Genomic DNA, 16,412 nt, shown 5'->3' on the forward strand with positions numbered 1-16,412 from the left:
ACGGCGGCCGCGACGACGTGGGCGGTGCCACATCGAGTGCCACATCGAGTGCCACGTCGTCGCGGCCGTGGGTCGTGCACCGGCGGCCGCTGTCGAACGCGTAGACTCATGAGCGGTGCGCCCCGGGTGCACCGACCACGCTGTGGTCGCACCCAGCGCCCACTGACAACCAGCTGAGAAGGCGGCACGACCTCGTCCGCCGAAGGAGCATCGTGACCTCGATCGAGCCGCGTACGGAAGGCCGTACGTCGCAAGGTCTGCCGACCGATCGATCCCGGCGTCAGGTGTTCTCCGACTACCTCGCGTTGACCAAGCCGCGCATCATCGAACTGCTGCTGGTCACCACCTTCCCGGTGATGTTCCTGGCCGAGCGGGGCGTGCCCAACGTCTGGCTGATCCTGGCAACCCTGGTCGGTGGATCGTTGTCGGCCGGTTCGGCCAACGCCTACAACTGCTACCTCGACCGCGACATCGACAAACTGATGCACCGCACCGAGGGCCGACCGCTGGTCACCGGCGCGATCTCGCCGCGCAACGCGCTGATCTTCGCCACCGTGCTCGGCGTCGCCTCGACGCTGTGGCTCGGGCTGCTGGTCAACTGGCTGTCGGCGGCACTCTCGGTCGGCGCGATCGTGCTCTACGTCGGCTTCTACACGATGCTGCTGAAGCGCCGCACCTCCCAGAACATCGTCTGGGGCGGCGTGGCCGGCTGCATGCCGGTGCTCATCGGTTGGTCGAGCGTCACCAACTCCTTGTCGTGGTCGGCGCTCGTGCTGTTCCTGGTCGTGTTCTTCTGGACGCCGCCGCACTACTGGCCGTTGTCGATGCGCTTCCGCGACGACTACGCCAATGCCGGCGTGCCGATGCTCCCGGTCGTCGCCCAAGACACCGCGGTGGCCAAGCAGATCGTCATCTACTCGTGGGTGACGGTGTTGACCACGCTCGTGCTGGTGCCGGTGGCGCCGATGGGATGGGTCTACACCGTCATCGCCGTCGCCTCCGGTGGGCTGTTCCTCGTCGAGGCGCACAAACTGCAGCGGCGCGCCAAGCAGGGCGTGCCCTATTCGGTGCTGAAGCCGATGCGGCTGTTCCACTACTCGATCAGCTACCTGACGCTGGTCTTCCTCGGCGTCGCGATCGACCCGCTGGTCTACCTCGCGCTCCCGGGTCTCAGCTGATCTGCTCGCGGCTGGGCGTCGGTCAGCTCAGGTAGCCGCCCTGCTCCAGGAGTTGCACCACCTCGCCGGCCGAATCGGCCTGCAGACCGTCGCTCAGCACCTGCGGCGTGCACCTCGGCGCCACCTGGATCCACACCCTGGGGCCCACCGCGTAGTCGAACACCAGGTAGGCGGTCTTGCCGGCCCCGCTGCACTGGGCGTACATCTGGGAGGGTGCCGTGACGAGCTTGCCGAAGGCGGCCTGCAGCCTGTGTTGCAGATCGACCGGCACCGGCTTCGCCTTCGATTCGACGCAGACGACCAGGCCGGTCGGGTCGCCGGGCGCCAACTGCTTGTCCGCGCCCGCACGGCCCGGGCTGCCTCCCGCGCACGGGTTCGTCGGGGTGGTGAGTTTCCACACGCCGGTGCGGGCCGCGTCGGTGAACTCCCGGCCGAGCGAGGTGGGGGTCGTGAAGACCCCGTTGCTCGATGCGGAGCAGTTGTTGGGCTCGGCCAGGTTGGCGACCCACACGACGCCGCGCGCGTATTGCAGACCGAGCAGCGTCTGGGTCTGGGCTCCGCCCATCGCAGTGCACGGACGGTTCTTGCCCGAACCGGCCATGAGGTGCCCCAGGTCGTCGGGAATCGCCTCCAACCCCGACTTCACCTGCACCGAACTCTGCAGCCGATAGCTCGACGCCGTCGGTGTCTGTTCGGTGTTCGAACCGGCCGGGTAGCTGCACACGACCGCGTACGACGGCACCTGGTCGGGCACGAGCGCGTCCGTCGTGCCGCCGATCGTGGGCTTGGCCGGCACCAGGGTCGGCGAGGTGCCGATCGTGCTCGGGCAGACGGGTCGGGCGGGGGAGTCGGCGTCGAGCGGGACGCTCGTCGGTGAGGGATGCTCGCTGGTCGGCTGCGTTGTCGTTGGTGACGCGGTGGTTGGCGTGACGGTCGGGGTGGCGCCTGTGGGGCCGGCGGCCTGTTCGGTGCCGCAGCCGCTGAGGGCCACGCACAGCAGTGCCGCACCGCTGAAAATCCGACTTCGCATGCGCGCCCCTCATTCCCCGTGGGCGCTCACCGGTTGGGGATCACCCGGATCGAGTATGGGCGCGGACGGGCGTGGCGAACAGCGATGACGCCGAATCGTGACGACGCACGACCGGTCGCGACGGACTCTCGCCCAGACAGGGGCGTCAGGCGTCGGCGCGCACTCGCAGGCTCAGCAGCGCCCAGGTGACCGCGACCACCAGCAGCGACGCACCGAGCATGTGCAGGAGCACGACCAGCCAGGGCAGGCCGGTGAAGTACTGCACGTAACCGATGACGCCCTGCGCGAGCGTGACGACGAGCACGGCGGTCCAGGCGCGCGGGGCGTTGGTGCCGGCGGCGGTCAGGCGCACGGCGACGATCATCGCGACGACCAGACCGATGAACAGCATCACCGCGTCGGCGTGGATCCAGGAGATCGTGCGCGGGTCGAGGCCGAGGCGGGCCGGCTCGTCGGCGTCGCCGGAGTGCGGGCCCGAACCGGTGACGAGGGTGCCGAGCAACAGCACGACGACGGTGAACGCGGCGATGCCCTGACCGAGCCGCCAGATGCCGGGTCGCACGACGAGCTCGGCGGGGGAGTCGCCCTCCCGGCCGCGCCAGACCAGCCAAGCCGACGCCGCGACCAGCAGCATCGAGATGAGGAAGTGCGCCGCGACGATCGCGGGGTTGAGCCCGGTGAGCACGGTGATGCCACCGACGATCGCCTGCAGTGCGATGCCGGCCAGCACCAGGCCGGTCGGCAGGCGCAGGCCCTTGCGCTGCGGCGCGCCGACGATGATGCCGATGAGCAGCGCCAGCGCCACGATGCTGAGCACGCCGGTGAGGGTGCGGTTGCCGAACTCGATGTACTTGTGCCAACTCTGCTCCTGGTGCCGCGTGGGCGTGAGCGAGTCGGTCGTGCAGCGGGGCCATTCGGGGCAACCCAGGCCCGAGCCGGTCAGTCGCACCAGACCCCCGGTCACCACGATGCCGACCTGGCAGGCGAGATTGAGCCAGAACAGCGCCGTCAACCACTTCGGCAGCGGCCGCGCCGACAGCGTCGGCAGGATCGAACGGTCGGGCGCGGCGAGGGTGTCGGCGGAGGTCATGTCTTCCTTGGGTGGTGGCTGTCGGGAAGTGCGGCGGTCAGTCGGACCAGTCGAAGGTGCGCAGCGCGAGGGCGGTCGCCGCGACGCCCCACGCCGTCAGAACCACGAGCGGCAGCAGCGCTTCTCCCGGCGAGCCGGTGAGGGTCGAACGCATGCCGTCGCCGAGGGTGCCGGACGGCAACCAGTGCACGACCGTGCCGATCGCACCGGGGAGTTTGTCGCTGGGCAGCAGCAAGCCGCCGAGTCCGGCGACGACGACCCACACCAGGTTGGCCAGGGCCAGCACCGCTTCCGCGCGCAGCGCGCCCGCCAACGCGAGGGCGAGTGCCACCCAGGTCCAGGTGCCCAGGAGCACGAAGAGCACCCCGAGCGGCAGCCCCACCGCCGACGGCCGCCATCCGAGGGCCAGCCCGATGAGGGCGAGCACCACCGTCTGCACGGCGACGACGCTGAGCACACCGAACGCCTTGCCGGCGAGCAGTCCGGAACGACCCAGCGGCGTGGTGCCGAGGAAGCGCAGCACGCCGTACCGCCGGTCGAACCCGGTCGCGATCGCCTGCCCGGTGAACGCCGTCGACACCACGGCCAGCGCGATCACACCCGGCACGATGACGTCGATGCGACGTGGGCCGAGGTCGGGCACCGATGCCAGGTGCAACCCGAACAGCGCCATCGCCGGCAGCACGAGCGAGACGAGCAGTTGCTCGCCGTTGGCGAGCAGCGTGCGGGCCTCGTACCCCGCCTGCGACCGGACGCGTTCGGCTGCGGTGGTCATCGGGTGGCCCCTTTGCGGCGGGTGAGTTCGAAGTAGCGGGCCTCGAGGCCGCCGGTTCCGGCCACCTCCGCCAGCGGTCCGGCCGCGCGCACCCGTCCGCCGGCGATCACCACGATCTCGTCGGCGATGCGCTCGGCCTCCTCGAAGGAGTGCGTGGTGACCACGACGGCGCAACCGCGGTCGCGCTCGGCACGCACGAGGTCCCAGACGTCGAGTCGGGCGTGCGGGTCGAGGCCGGCGGTCGGCTCATCGAGGAAGGCGACGGCGGGGGAGCCCAGCAGCGCCGCCGCGAGGGCGACGCGTTGCCGCTGGCCGCCCGAGAGGCGGCGCACGGAAGTGCCCCAGAAGCTTTGGAGGTCAAGGTGATCCGCGAGTTCGTCGAGCCGTTGGTGGCCGTCGGTCAACCGGGCGACATGGCGCAGGAAACGTTCGGCGCGCACCGCCCCCGGCAGTCCGCCGTCCTGCAGCATCACACCGACCGCGGCGCGGTGATCGTCGGGCGAACGCCACGGCGAACGACCGAGCACCGACACCGTGCCCTGCTGCGGACGCTTGAGGCCCTCGGCCAACTCCATCGCGGTGGTCTTGCCGGCGCCGTTGGGGCCGAGCACGCAGGTGACGCGTCCGGCGTCGGCGGTGAAGGTGAGCGCATCGAGTGCGGTTCTGTCGCCGTACCGGTGCGTCACCTGATCGAACGCAACGGCCGGGGACTTCACGAGGCACCATTCTAGGTGCCTTCGCGGCCACCGGATGACAGCCCCGTACGGCGCGCGGTCGGGTGGGGAGATGGCACCATCGACAACCGGCCGAGCCGGTGCTTGGCTGGGGAGAAACCGAACATCGGGGGACCATCGTCATGAGCACCATCAACCGCACCACTCGCCGCACCGTTCGGATCAGCCGTGCCGCGGCGGCCTGTGCCGCGCTCGCCGTCGGCGCCTCGGCCGTGATCGGCACGGCACCGGCGAAGGCAACGCCCGCGACGGCGGCGACCGCCTGCACCGCAGCCAGACTCTCGGTCGGCACCACGCTGGAGGTGAAGATCGGGCAGATGTTCATGGTGGGCACCCCTGCCACCGGGGCGAGTTCGACCCTGCTGAACCAGATGGCGACCTATCACGTCGGCAACGTGTTCCTGTCCGGCCGCAGCTACGGCGGGGTGGGACAGGTCGCCCAGGTGACGTCCGCGATCCGGGCGCGGGCGACCGCGGCAAACACCCAGAGCATCCGGCCGTTCATCGCGACCGATCAGGAGGGCGGCAACGTCCAGGTCCTCCAAGGGGCGGGTTTCAGCACCATCCCCACCGCGTTGTCGCAGGGTTCGAACCCCAACCTGTACGCCGCCTCGCAGGGCTGGGCGCAACAGCTGAAGTCGGCCGGGGTGAACATGAACCTCGCGCCCGTGGCCGACACCGTGCCCGCGTCGCTGGGGCGCAACAACCCGCCGATCGGCTATTGGTACCGCGAGTACGGCTACACGCCATCGCTGGTGAGCGTGCGCTCCAACGCGTTCAGTTGGGGCATGCGCACGATGGGTGTCGCCTCCACCGCGAAGCACTTCCCGGGGCTCGGTCTGGTGCGGGCCAACACCGACAACACCGCAAACGTCCACGATACGCAGACGGCGACGACCGGCACGTACTCCAGCTACCTCGACCCGTTCCGCCTCGCGGCCAGTCAGGGCACGCCGTTCATGATGATGAGTTCGGCGATCTACGACCGCATCGATCCGCTGCGGCCTGCGGTCTTCTCGCCCGGCATCATCCAGAACGTGCTGCGCGGCCAGATCGGGTTCGGCGGCGTCGTCATCAGTGACGACCTCGGGGTAGCGGCCGCCGTCACGCCCTGGTCGTACGGGTACCGCGCCTATTACGCCGTGAACGCGGGTGTGCAAATGCTCCTGACCGTCACCCCGAACGCCGTCCCGGCGATGTACCAGGCCGTGCTGGAGCACGCTCGCACCGACGCGTCGTTCCGGAACAAGGTCAATGTCGCCGCGCTGCACATCTACCGGGCCAAGCAGGCGTACGGACTGTTGCCGCCGACCTGCTGATCGGCGGCGCCCGATGACCCCTGGGAAATGCTGTCGCCAACGACAAGTATTCGCGCGTTGTCTGCGGCTTGAGCAACGTTTGAAGTGAGTTGTAAGCTAACCCCAAATAGACTGACCGATATAGACAGGAAAAACGCGTAGGGCTAGGCGCAGCCGCCCGACTAGGAGCACTGGACGTACTTCCGTCTGGGAACTCATTGGCCCGACCTAACGGAAGAGCTGGACGTCTCCAGGTCGTACTTCTTCCATGTGTCAAGTGCCGCGTAATTGGACGACGATACGGGCATCGAGTCACCCGTGGTGTCGAAATCTATCATTGGCTCGGCGATCGAGAAGCATAGAACTTCCCAGCGACCCTTGCCCCAATGCATTACAATCTGGCGAGACTCCCAGAGCGCTTCTTGGTCGTCGTGGACCTTCCTTGGAATGGCATCTTCAATCGGCCCGACTTGCCGAAAAACGCCAATTCCAGTTCCGGCCGTGTAGGACGCCGTGTACCTTGTGCGTTTGTACTCCCACTGCATGGGTAACTTTAGGACGAATTTTACGATTGTCCTATTTCTCATTTGCCGAAATCCAGGTTCTGGAATACTAGCGCCCAGCTCGCTCCTGAGTGTCTTTTCATTCTCAAATCGTGCGGGTGCGTTTTCAAGGACGGCCAATATGGTCGACCCTGCCAATTCCATGCCCGACAGATTCGGCTGACCCAGAAGTTTGTCCAACTGTTGCTTAGAAAGTGCTGCAGTGTTCTGAGGGGGATTCAGTAAAAATGCTGCTCGGGTGTTCGCGGCCACTCGTGGGAGTTTGACGGTGCGCGGATCCGGGTTTGGACTGGTGCACGCTTGCGGATCGGCTGCGATCGCTGCCTTGCGAAGATCTACCTGCGAGATGCTGGATTGTTTTACTGAGGTTGACTGCCCGGGGTTGTGTGGTGTGGTTCCGCACGACGTCATGAGAACGACTACGGCGGCTGCGCTGATGGTGGATGAGATGGGCGTGCGGATCATTTTTCAACCTCGGCGAGATGCCCCCATGGGGATGAGCTGTAGTTTTTCTTGGATGGCGCACGGCGCGTGGACTCTAGTACCCATTCGCCGCTCTGTGAGCGAGCCACAACTCCTCCGATAACCACAGGTGTCTGAGATCTTCCCGAGACTTGGGGAGTAAGTTTGGCTTCAAGCATGACGGCCTGCGGGGAGGACGTAGGTCCTGAGATTGCAAGTATGCGATATTCGCCAGCGGTGGCAACCAAGTCGTCCCACCCGGGTTCAGTGGCTTGCGCGATGTCCACTGGAGTGGACGCCGCGTCCGGGGAGGGGACGTCCCCATGCAATTGGTTAGCCCGGTCCTGGCGGTCGGTGGGCGCCGTTCTGACGTAGTCACGGAGTGCGGTGACGAAGAATTGCACGGCACCTTCCGGAGTTGCCGGAGCTGCGTAGTTGGCGGTTGTGCGGGACGCTTCGATCGTGACGGTCTTTGCTTCCGGAGACTTTTCCTTCTGGCCCGTTACTCGCTCTGGAGTAGGGGATGTCGTTGCGGCGACTGGCTTGGTGGTGGCCCCTGGGTTAGCGCCTGCGGAGTCGAGAGTTTGAGTGCCGCAGGCGGCCGTGGAGAAGGTTATGAGCGAGATTGCGAGGATGCTGGTGAGGCGCATGACGTGTCGGTCCGATCCTGAGGCGGGCGATCTTGCTGAAAGTGAGATTTCTCTCACAGGTTCCGCTCAGGTTAACGGTGTGAGGCAGGGCTGCTGGTGGTCTGCGTGCCAACGATTTTTGGCTCATCACAAACCAGGGTGTAGCTGAGGTCTGAAGCCGCCGGTTTCGAGGAGGGATCGGGCGATGTAGTGGGCGAGGTGGCGTAAGCCGAGGGCCGACCCGCGTAGGTGCTCGAGGCGACCATTGATCGCCTCCGTTGGTCCGTTGCTGGTGCCAGGCCGGTCGAAGTAGGACAGGAGGGGATGACCAGTGGATGGGTTGGAACTCGAGCGCATCGGGGGCGCTGTTGGCGAGCTGCGCCGTTTTAGGGTGAGTCGCATGTCCGGGGTCAAGGAACAGGGCGCGATCGCGCGCGCTGGTCGGCCGTGCGATGAATCAGGCCGACCACGCACTGCTGCGAGGCACGAACATCGCCCTGCGGTGCTGGGAGATCCGCAACGAGCTGGGGGCCTTCGGTGTCGGCGGGCAGCGTGGCCGTTGGGTGCCCCTACCTGCGGATTCGCCGCCGGACCAGGCCCCCCTCGATTCGACTGCGGCCGCTCACCATACGTCGGGCGAGATGGTCGCGATGGTCCGGGCTCGGGACGTGCATGCTCACAACCTCCCGAGCACGCGAGCCTTGGGACAGGGCACCTCAACCGACGCATCGGCGGTGCCGGCTGTCCTCGGCATGCAGGCCGAGGCGCCCTCGCGCCGGGTTAGGTCCACCTGAGTTTCATCTGCTTCCGAATAACGTCATACTGGTGTTGTGTTTATCGCTGACCGCGCTGTGCCTGCAGCCGACCGTGCCGAGTCCGGCACGCGTCGCCGGGTGCTCACGCTGGTCAGCGAGCGTGGCCCGATCACCGCTGCGCAGGTGGCCGAGATCCTCGGCCTGACCACCGCCGGCGTACGCCGCCACCTCGACGTGCTCGCCGAGGAAGGCGCGGTCGCCGAGAGCGAGCACACGCTCGCCGAGGCCCGCAAGCGTGGCCGTCCGGCCCGTGCCTACGTGCTCACCGACCAGGGGCACAAGAACCTGCGCGGCGACTACGACGAACTCGCCACCTCGGTGCTGCGCTTCCTGCGCGACACCCAGGGCGAGGACGCCGTCGGTGCGTTCGCCAAGGCTCAGGCGACCGCGCTGGCCGAGCGGGTGCGTGCCGCGGTCGAGGCCGCCGGCGACGACCCCGAGGCACGCAGCGCCGCTCTCGCCGACGCCCTGCGCGACGAGGGTTATGCCGCGTCCGCCCGGCCGGTCGGGAAGGGAACCCCGCTCGCCGGCGTTCAACTGTGCCAGGGCCACTGCCCGGTGCAGCACGTCGCCGCGGAGTTCCCGCAGTTCTGCGAGGCCGAGGCCGAGGCGTTCTCCGGTCTGCTCGGCGTGCACGTGCAGCGGCTCGCGTCGCTCGCCCACGGCGACCACGTCTGCACCACCTTCGTACCTACCCACCAACTTGCCCACACGTCGCACGAAAGAAGGGATCCGCGATGAGCACCATCGAAGAGCTCAACCCGGGACTGAAGGACATCGGTCGTTACGAGTACGGCTGGGCCGACCGTGACGACGCCGGCGCGAGCGCGCGCCGTGGTCTCAACGACGACGTCGTCGCCGACATCTCCGACCGCAAGGACGAGCCGGCCTGGATGAAGGAGCGCCGACTCAAGGCGCTGAAGTTGTTCGACAAGAAGCCCATGCCGCAGTGGGGCAGCGACCTCACCGGCATCGACTTCCAGAACATCAAGTACTTCGTGAAGTCGACCGAGAAGCAGGCGACCACCTGGGACGAACTGCCCGAGGACATCAAGAACACCTACGACAAGCTCGGCATCCCGGAGGCGGAGAAGCAGCGCCTGGTCGCAGGTGTCGCCGCGCAGTACGAGTCCGAGGTCGTCTACCACCAGATCCGCGAAGACCTGGAGGAGAAGGGTGTCATCTTCGTCGACACCGACACCGGTCTGCGCGAGCACGAGGAACTCTTCAAGGAGTACTTCGGTTCGGTGATCCCGAGCGGTGACAACAAGTTCGCCGCGCTCAACACCGCGGTGTGGTCGGGCGGCTCGTTCATCTACGTGCCCAAGGGCGTCCACGTCGACATCCCGCTGCAGGCCTACTTCCGGATCAACACCGAGAACATGGGCCAGTTCGAGCGCACGCTGATCATCGCCGACGAGGACTCGTACGTGCACTACGTCGAGGGCTGCACCGCGCCGATCTACAAGTCCGACTCGCTGCACTCCGCGGTCGTCGAGATCATCGTGAAGAAGAACGCCCGCGTCCGCTACACGACGATCCAGAACTGGTCGAACAACGTGTACAACCTGGTCACCAAGCGCGCCACCTGCGACGAGGGCGCGACCATGGAGTGGATCGACGGCAACATCGGTTCGAAGGTCACCATGAAGTACCCGGCGGTCTTCCTGCTCGGCGAGCACGCCAAGGGCGAGACCCTGTCGATCGCGTTCGCCGGCGAGGGCCAGCACCAGGACGCCGGTTCGAAGATGGTGCACGCCGCGCCGAACACCTCCTCGACGATCGTGTCGAAGTCGGTGGCCCGTGGCGGTGGCCGCACCTCCTACCGCGGTCTCGTGCAGATCCTCGAGGGCGCCAGCGGTTCCAAGTCGAGCGTGGTCTGCGACGCGCTGCTGGTCGACCAGATCAGCCGCAGCGACACCTACCCGTACGTCGACGTCCGCGAGGACGACGTGCAGATGGGCCACGAGGCCACGGTGTCCAAGGTCAGCGAAGACCAGATGTTCTACCTGATGAGCCGCGGTCTGACCGAGGAGGAAGCCATGGCGATGATCGTGCGCGGCTTCGTCGAGCCGATCGCCCGCGAGCTCCCGATGGAGTACGCCCTCGAGCTCAACCGCCTCATCGAGCTGCAGATGGAAGGCGCGGTGGGCTGACGCCCTTTTCGCGCACCCCATCGAATCCAGTTCTGCAAGAAGGAGATCCAACTTTCATGACGCTCATCACTCCGGAGCGCAACCTGGCCGAGGGTCACACCGACTCCGCCGCGGCGTTCGTGCCCGACCAGTCCCGCGCCGAGCGCAAGACGTCGTTCGACGTCGCCGACTTCCCGGTGCCGCACGGCCGCGAGGAGGAGTGGCGCTTCACCCCGGTCGACAAGCTCACCGCGCTGCTGTCGGACAAGCCGTCCGACGACAACGCCGTCACCCGTGAGGTCGTGGCGCCCGAGAAGGTCGAGGTCGGCACGCTGGCCATCGGCCAGGCACCGCGTGGCACCGTCCTGGTGCCCGGCGACCGCGCCGCGGTCATGGCATCGGCCAACGCCGCCGACGCGCTGCACCTGAAGATCGCCAAGGACGCCGAACTCACCGAGCCGGTGCGGGTCGACCTGCGTGGCAACGGCGCGGGCAAGCGCTACAACGGCCACCTGGTCATCGAGGCGGGCACGCACAGCAAGGCCGTCGTGCTCGTCGAGCACACCGGAAGCGCCGATGTCACCGCCAACGTCGAGGTGCTCGTCGGTGACGGTGCGCAGTTGACGGTCGTCACCATCCAGCGCTGGGCCGACGACGCCAACCACCTCGCGCAGACCGATGCGCAGGTCGGCCGCGACGCCACCTACAAGCACATCGCCGTGACCCTCGGTGGCTCGGTGGTGCGGCTCAACAGCAACGTGAAGTACGCCGGCCCGGGTGGCGACGCCACGATGCTCGGTGTCTACTTCGCCGACTCCGGTCAGCACCTCGAGCACCGCTCGTTCGTCGACCACAACACGCCGCGCTGCCAGTCGCTGGTCACCTACAAGGGGGCCCTTCAGGGCGACACCGCCCACACCGTGTGGGTCGGTGACGTGCTGATCCGCGCCGAGGCCGAGGGCATCGAGACCTACGAGCTCAACCGCAACCTGGTGCTCACTGACGGTGCCCGCGCCGACTCGGTGCCGAACCTCGAGATCGAGACCGGCGACATCGAGGGTGCGGGTCACGCCTCCTCGACCGGCCGGTTCGACGACGAGCAGTTGTTCTACCTGCAGGCCCGCGGCATTCCCGAGGCCGACGCCCGTCGCCTGGTGGTGCGCGGCTTCTTCGCCGACATCATCGCCAAGATCGGCCTGCCCGAGGTGGTCGACTCCCTCATGGAGGCGATCGAGACCGAGCTGGCGGCGACCGGCCAGTGAGCGACTTCGTCCGGGTGTGCACGACCGACCAGTTGCCCGAGGTCGGCGCTGTGGTGGCCGACTTCGACGGGCGCCGGGTCGCGATCGTGCGTGACAGCTATGGCGACGTCCACGCGATCGACGACACCTGCACCCACGCCAACGTCTCGCTCGCCGAGGGCGAGGTCGAGGGACGCACGCTGGAGTGCTGGCTGCACGGATCGCGTTTCGACCTCGTCAACGGCGAACCGACCGGCCTGCCGGCAACGGTGCCGGTGGCCGTGCACACCGTGAAGATCGAGGGCCCCGACGTCTACGTCGCCCTCACCAACGACTGATCAACTTCGTACCAAGGAAAGCGAACTGACATGACGACTCTCGAGATCAAGGATCTGCACGTCTCGGTCGAGACCGAGCAGGGTGAGAAGGAGATCCTGAAGGGTGTGAACCTGACCATCAAGTCGGGGGAGACCCACGCGATCATGGGCCCGAACGGCTCCGGCAAGTCGACCCTGGCCTACTCCATCGCGGGCCACCCGAAGTACACCGTCACCTCCGGTGAGGTGCTGCTGGACGGCGAGGACGTGCTGGCGATGTCGGTCGACGAGCGCGCTCGCGCCGGTCTGTTCCTGGCCATGCAGTACCCCGTCGAGGTTCCGGGCGTGACCGTCTCGAACTTCCTGCGCACCGCCAAGACCGCCGTCGACGGCGAGGCTCCGAAGCTGCGCACCTGGGTCAAGGACGTCAAGGGCGCGATGGAGAACCTGCGCATGGACTCCGCCTTCGCCGACCGCAACGTCAACGAGGGCTTCTCCGGTGGTGAGAAGAAGCGCCACGAGATCCTGCAGATGGAGCTGCTCCAGCCGAAGATCGCCGTGCTCGACGAGACCGACTCCGGCCTCGACGTCGACGCGCTGCGCATCGTCTCCGAGGGCGTCAACCGCGCCAAGGAGAACACCGAGGTGGGCGTGCTGCTGATCACCCACTACACGCGCATCCTCAACTACATCAAGCCCGACTTCGTGCACGTGTTCGTCGACGGCAAGGTGGCCGAGGAGGGCGGCCCCGAGCTGGCCGACCGCCTCGAGGCCGAGGGCTACGACCGCTACGTGAGCGCGAAGGCCTGAGCCATGACCTCCTTCGACGTGCAGCGGCTGCGTGAGGACTTCCCGCTGCTGCGCCGCACGGTGCGTGGTGACCAGCCGCTGGTCTACCTCGACTCCGGCGCGACGTCGCAGAAGCCGCTCACCGTGCTCGATGCCGAGCGCACCTACTACGAGACTCAGAACTCCGCGGTGCACCGTGGGGCGCACCAGCTGGCCGAGGAGGCGACCGACGCCTACGAGCAGGCCCGCAGCAAGGTCGCGGCGTTCATCGGCAGTTCGGCCGACGAGATCGTGTTCACCAAGAACGCGACCGAGTCGATCAACCTGGTCGCCAACGCGTTCGCGGTCTCTCCCCACCCGCGCATCGAGGGCAGTGAGCGGTATGCCCTCGGCGAGGGCGACGAAGTGCTCGTCACCGAGATGGAGCACCACGCCAACCTCGTGCCGTGGCAGGAGTTGTGCCGCCGCACCGGTGCGACGCTGCGCTGGATCGGCCTCACCGACGACGGCCGGCTCGACCTGTCGAACCTCGACGAGCTGCTGACCGAGCGCACCAAGGTCGTCGCGTTCACGCACGTCTCGAACGTGCTCGCGACGATCAACCCGGTGCGTGAGCTCGCCGACAAGGCCCACGCCGTCGGCGCGCTCGTGGTGCTCGACGCGTGCCAGTCGGTGCCGCACCTGCCGGTCAATGTCACCAATCTCGGCGTCGACTTCCTGGCCTTCAGCGGCCACAAGATGCTCGGCCCGATGGGCATCGGTGTGCTCTGGGGTCGAAGCGAACTGCTCGCCGCGATGCCGCCGTTCATCACCGGCGGGTCGATGATCGAGACCGTGCAGATGGAGTACTCGACGTACGCCGTGCCGCCGCAGCGCTTCGAGGCGGGCGTGCCGATGGCCGCCCAGGCCGTCGGGCTCGGCGTGGCGTGCGACTACCTGTGCGACATCGGCATGGACGTCGTCGCCGAACACGACCGGCAGTTGGTGCAGGCCACCCTCGACGGTCTGGCGAAGCGTCCGTGGGTCCGGGTGCTCGGACCGCTCGACGCCGCCGCGCGCACCGGTGCCGTGGCGTTCGTGGTCGACGGGGTGCACCCGCACGACGTCGGTCAGATCCTCGACGACTCCGGCGTCGCGGTGCGCACCGGACACCACTGTGCGGCCCCGCTGCACCGTGCGTACCGGGTGACCGCGTCCACCCGCGTCAGCTTCGGCGTCTACAACACGGTGGACGAGGTCGAGGAGTTCCTCACCGCGCTCGACCGGGTGCCGACGGTGTTCGGGCTCGACGTCGAGGCGACGGCAACCGCTACGGCGGAGGCGAGTTGATGGACCTCTACCAGCAGCTCATCCTCGACCACTCCAAGCGTCCGCAGCACGCGGGCCTGCGTGAACCGTTCGAGGCCGAGACGCACCACGTCAACACCTCGTGCGGCGACGAGATCACCCTTCGAGTTCACCTTGAAGGTGAAGGCTCGGACGCGAAGGTCGCCGATGTCTCCTACGACTCGATCGGGTGCTCGATCTCGGTCGCGTCGGCGTCGATCCTCGCCGAGGAGGTCATCGGCTACTCCGTCGCGGAGAGCCTGGAGACCTTCGAGGCGATGCGGTCGATGCTGACCAGCCGCGGCCAGGACGCCGGTGACGAGGAGAAGATCGGCGACGGCGTCGCTCTCGCCGGGGTCTCGAAGTATCCGGCCCGGGTGAAGTGCGCGCTGCTTTCCTGGTCGGCCTACACCGACGCGCTGGCCCGCGCCGGCGCCGACATCTCGAGCATTTCGTCCCATAAAACAGCCCAGGGAGGCACCCAATGAGTGAGGTCCAGACCCCGCCCAACGTCGCCGACGTGGAGGAAGCCCTCCGCGATGTCGTCGACCCCGAGCTCGGGATCAACGTCGTCGACCTCGGCCTCGTCTACGGCATCACCGTCGACTCCGACAACAACGCGGTCATCGACATGACGCTCACCTCGGCGGCCTGCCCGCTGACCGACGTCATCGAGGACCAGTGCGGTCAGGCTCTCGAAGGCCTCGTCGCGTCACACCGCATCAACTGGGTGTGGATGCCGCCGTGGGGCCCCGACAAGATCACCGACGACGGCCGCGAGCAGCTTCGCGCGCTCGGCTTCAACGTCTGAGCCGTCACGCCGGTGATTCGCCGCGGGCCCGAGGGATTCGTCCCTCGGGCCTGCTGCGTCTTCTGGCCTCGCTTCAAGCCTTGGTGTAGTGGATCTCGAGATCCTGGCCGAGCAACCCGACAAGGCGTTCGGCCTGCTCCTGTAACTCGGCTGGTTGCACCGGGGAGGAGACGTGCAGTTCGGAACCGCGGACTGCCCAGGTGCCGCTCACCACGCCACCGCGCAGCACGATGCCGGCCTGTCGGGTCATCGCCGTACGGTACGGCGGGGGAGTGACGTGGGTGTCCTTGGTGCCCGGGCCCATCACCCACTGGTCATGTCCGGGCAGGAAGTGGACGGCGTCGGAGGGTTCGGCGGCGAGGATCGACTCCACGTCCTCGGCCGCGGCGAACGTCGTCGTGCCGTCGACGTCGAGCGGGACGAGTCGGTCACCGAGTTGGGTCCGCCATCGTTCGAGCCGCTTGCGTCCGGCGCTCAGTCCCTCGCCGAACCAGTGCTGGATGTGTTCGCCGGTGGCCGGGCCGTAACTGTGCAGGCAGGCCAGGATCGCCCGCGGGCCTGCCTCGTCGAGGGTGGGGATGCCGGCCCAGTGCGAATTGGCGTCGAGCCGTTGGAAGGTGGGCTTTCCCTGCACCGACGGGCCGAAGCAGATGTCGCCCTGCCAGCAGAGGGCCTTGAGCAGGGTCCACGGGTCGTCGGCGAAGACCGGCTGCAGGTGCTTGTACGAGCTCCGGCCGGTCACCCGGGCGCCGAGCTCGGGCACGGTGAGCGGGCCGTCGCGCAGTGCGTCGCGGACGGTCTCCCGGAACCGTGGCCACTGCTGGGCGGTGAGGCGGTAGAACTCGACCCAGCTGCGCAACTCCCATTGGCGGCCGGCCGCGCGCAGGGCCAGGTAGATCCCGCCGTCCTGCGCCGACAGGTGGTGCATGGCCCCGCGGTAGGCGAAGGTCTTGATCACCGTGCCTTCGGTCAGTGCTTGCGCGAGTTCGCCCGGACGGGAACGGTATTGGCGACTGCGCACGGCCAGCTCGGCCGAACTCGGGTGCGTCGCCAGCACCGCGCCCAAGGTCTGCACGACCTCGCTGGCCGAACGCTCACCGGGCTGATCGAGCAACTGCCGGCCGAGTCGCCAGCCGAGGGCCTGGTCCCAGCTGATCGATGCCGCGGTCGCGGGCGAGGTCGCGGGCGAGGTCGTGGGCGAGGTCGTGGGCGGCGTCAT

General features: G+C 67.6%; 16 protein-coding genes and 1 pseudogene. 10 read left to right on the forward strand and 7 right to left on the reverse strand.

Features of this window, described 5'->3' with window-relative positions; all coding sequences use genetic code 11:
- Positions 1-257: 257 nt before the first annotated feature.
- Positions 258-1,178, forward strand: a complete 921-nt coding sequence (locus DFJ65_RS10420) for a heme o synthase (RefSeq protein WP_245950422.1) — start codon at positions 258-260, stop codon at positions 1,176-1,178.
- Between the two features lie 22 nt (positions 1,179-1,200).
- Here the strand turns inward: DFJ65_RS10420 and DFJ65_RS10425 are convergent, their stop codons facing one another.
- The 4 genes from DFJ65_RS10425 to DFJ65_RS10440 form a co-directional block, all read right to left on the reverse strand.
- Positions 1,201-2,208 (reverse strand): hypothetical protein, encoded by a 1,008-nt coding sequence (locus tag DFJ65_RS10425; protein ID WP_147301373.1) that lies wholly within the window; start codon positions 2,206-2,208, stop codon positions 1,201-1,203.
- A 145-nt stretch (positions 2,209-2,353) separates the two neighbouring features.
- The gene (locus DFJ65_RS10430; protein WP_115922968.1) at positions 2,354-3,298 is read right to left on the reverse strand and encodes a COX15/CtaA family protein; all 945 of its coding nucleotides are present in this window, start codon (positions 3,296-3,298) and stop codon (positions 2,354-2,356) included.
- A 37-nt stretch (positions 3,299-3,335) separates the two neighbouring features.
- The gene (locus DFJ65_RS10435; protein WP_115922969.1) at positions 3,336-4,073 is read right to left on the reverse strand and encodes an ABC transporter permease; all 738 of its coding nucleotides are present in this window, start codon (positions 4,071-4,073) and stop codon (positions 3,336-3,338) included.
- Entirely contained in the window at positions 4,070-4,789 is a 720-nt protein-coding gene (locus DFJ65_RS10440) for an ABC transporter ATP-binding protein (RefSeq protein WP_115922970.1), read from the reverse strand. Before DFJ65_RS10440 ends, DFJ65_RS10435 begins: the two co-directional genes overlap by 4 nt.
- 140 nt (positions 4,790-4,929) lie before the next feature.
- Here DFJ65_RS10440 and DFJ65_RS10445 point away from each other — a divergent pair, with 140 nt between their 5' ends.
- Entirely contained in the window at positions 4,930-6,126 is a 1,197-nt protein-coding gene (locus DFJ65_RS10445; RefSeq protein ID WP_115922971.1) for a glycoside hydrolase family 3 N-terminal domain-containing protein, read from the forward strand.
- Positions 6,127-6,320: 194 nt separating this feature from the next.
- Here DFJ65_RS10445 and DFJ65_RS17185 read toward each other — a convergent pair whose 3' ends face one another.
- Both DFJ65_RS17185 and DFJ65_RS10455 read right to left on the reverse strand, forming a co-directional pair.
- On the reverse strand, positions 6,321-7,133 hold the full coding sequence (locus DFJ65_RS17185; protein ID WP_147301374.1) for a hypothetical protein: 813 nt from the start codon (positions 7,131-7,133) through the stop codon (positions 6,321-6,323).
- 773 nt (positions 7,134-7,906) lie between these two features.
- Positions 7,907-8,080 (reverse strand): annotated as a pseudogene (locus DFJ65_RS10455) (transposase); the annotation flags it as partial.
- Between the two features lie 509 nt (positions 8,081-8,589).
- Between DFJ65_RS10455 and DFJ65_RS10465 the strand changes: the two are divergent.
- From DFJ65_RS10465 to DFJ65_RS10500, 8 genes are read left to right on the forward strand one after another with little or no spacing between them, the layout of a single operon-like run.
- A complete protein-coding gene (locus DFJ65_RS10465; RefSeq protein ID WP_115922974.1) occupies positions 8,590-9,315 on the forward strand; it encodes a helix-turn-helix transcriptional regulator in 726 nt (241 codons plus the stop codon).
- Positions 9,312-10,730: a Fe-S cluster assembly protein SufB gene (gene sufB, locus DFJ65_RS10470; RefSeq protein ID WP_115922975.1), complete on the forward strand. Its 1,419-nt coding sequence runs from the start codon at positions 9,312-9,314 to the stop codon at positions 10,728-10,730. The genes DFJ65_RS10465 and sufB overlap by 4 nt, the downstream gene beginning before the upstream one ends.
- Before the next feature lie 56 nt (positions 10,731-10,786).
- Positions 10,787-11,971, forward strand: a complete 1,185-nt coding sequence (gene sufD, locus DFJ65_RS10475; RefSeq protein ID WP_115922976.1) for a Fe-S cluster assembly protein SufD — start codon at positions 10,787-10,789, stop codon at positions 11,969-11,971.
- On the forward strand, positions 11,968-12,288 hold the full coding sequence (locus DFJ65_RS10480; RefSeq protein ID WP_115922977.1) for a non-heme iron oxygenase ferredoxin subunit: 321 nt from the start codon (positions 11,968-11,970) through the stop codon (positions 12,286-12,288). The genes sufD and DFJ65_RS10480 overlap by 4 nt, the downstream gene beginning before the upstream one ends.
- Before the next feature lie 30 nt (positions 12,289-12,318).
- Positions 12,319-13,077 carry a Fe-S cluster assembly ATPase SufC gene (gene sufC, locus DFJ65_RS10485; RefSeq protein WP_115922978.1) on the forward strand — a complete coding sequence of 253 codons (759 nt, stop codon included), beginning with the start codon at positions 12,319-12,321 and terminating at the stop codon, positions 13,075-13,077.
- Between the two features lie 3 nt (positions 13,078-13,080).
- The gene (locus DFJ65_RS10490) at positions 13,081-14,385 is read left to right on the forward strand and encodes a cysteine desulfurase (protein WP_115922979.1); all 1,305 of its coding nucleotides are present in this window, start codon (positions 13,081-13,083) and stop codon (positions 14,383-14,385) included.
- Entirely contained in the window at positions 14,385-14,870 is a 486-nt protein-coding gene (gene sufU, locus DFJ65_RS10495; protein ID WP_115922980.1) for a Fe-S cluster assembly sulfur transfer protein SufU, read from the forward strand. Before DFJ65_RS10490 ends, sufU begins: the two co-directional genes overlap by 1 nt.
- Positions 14,867-15,193 (forward strand): metal-sulfur cluster assembly factor, encoded by a 327-nt coding sequence (locus DFJ65_RS10500; protein WP_115922981.1) that lies wholly within the window; start codon positions 14,867-14,869, stop codon positions 15,191-15,193. The genes sufU and DFJ65_RS10500 overlap by 4 nt, the downstream gene beginning before the upstream one ends.
- Positions 15,194-15,266: 73 nt before the next feature.
- Here the strand turns inward: DFJ65_RS10500 and DFJ65_RS10505 are convergent, their stop codons facing one another.
- Entirely contained in the window at positions 15,267-16,412 is a 1,146-nt protein-coding gene (locus DFJ65_RS10505) for a DNA glycosylase AlkZ-like family protein (protein WP_115922982.1), read from the reverse strand.

The organism is Calidifontibacter indicus (assembly GCF_003386865.1).
Taxonomy (GTDB): domain Bacteria; phylum Actinomycetota; class Actinomycetes; order Actinomycetales; family Dermatophilaceae; genus Yimella; species Yimella indica.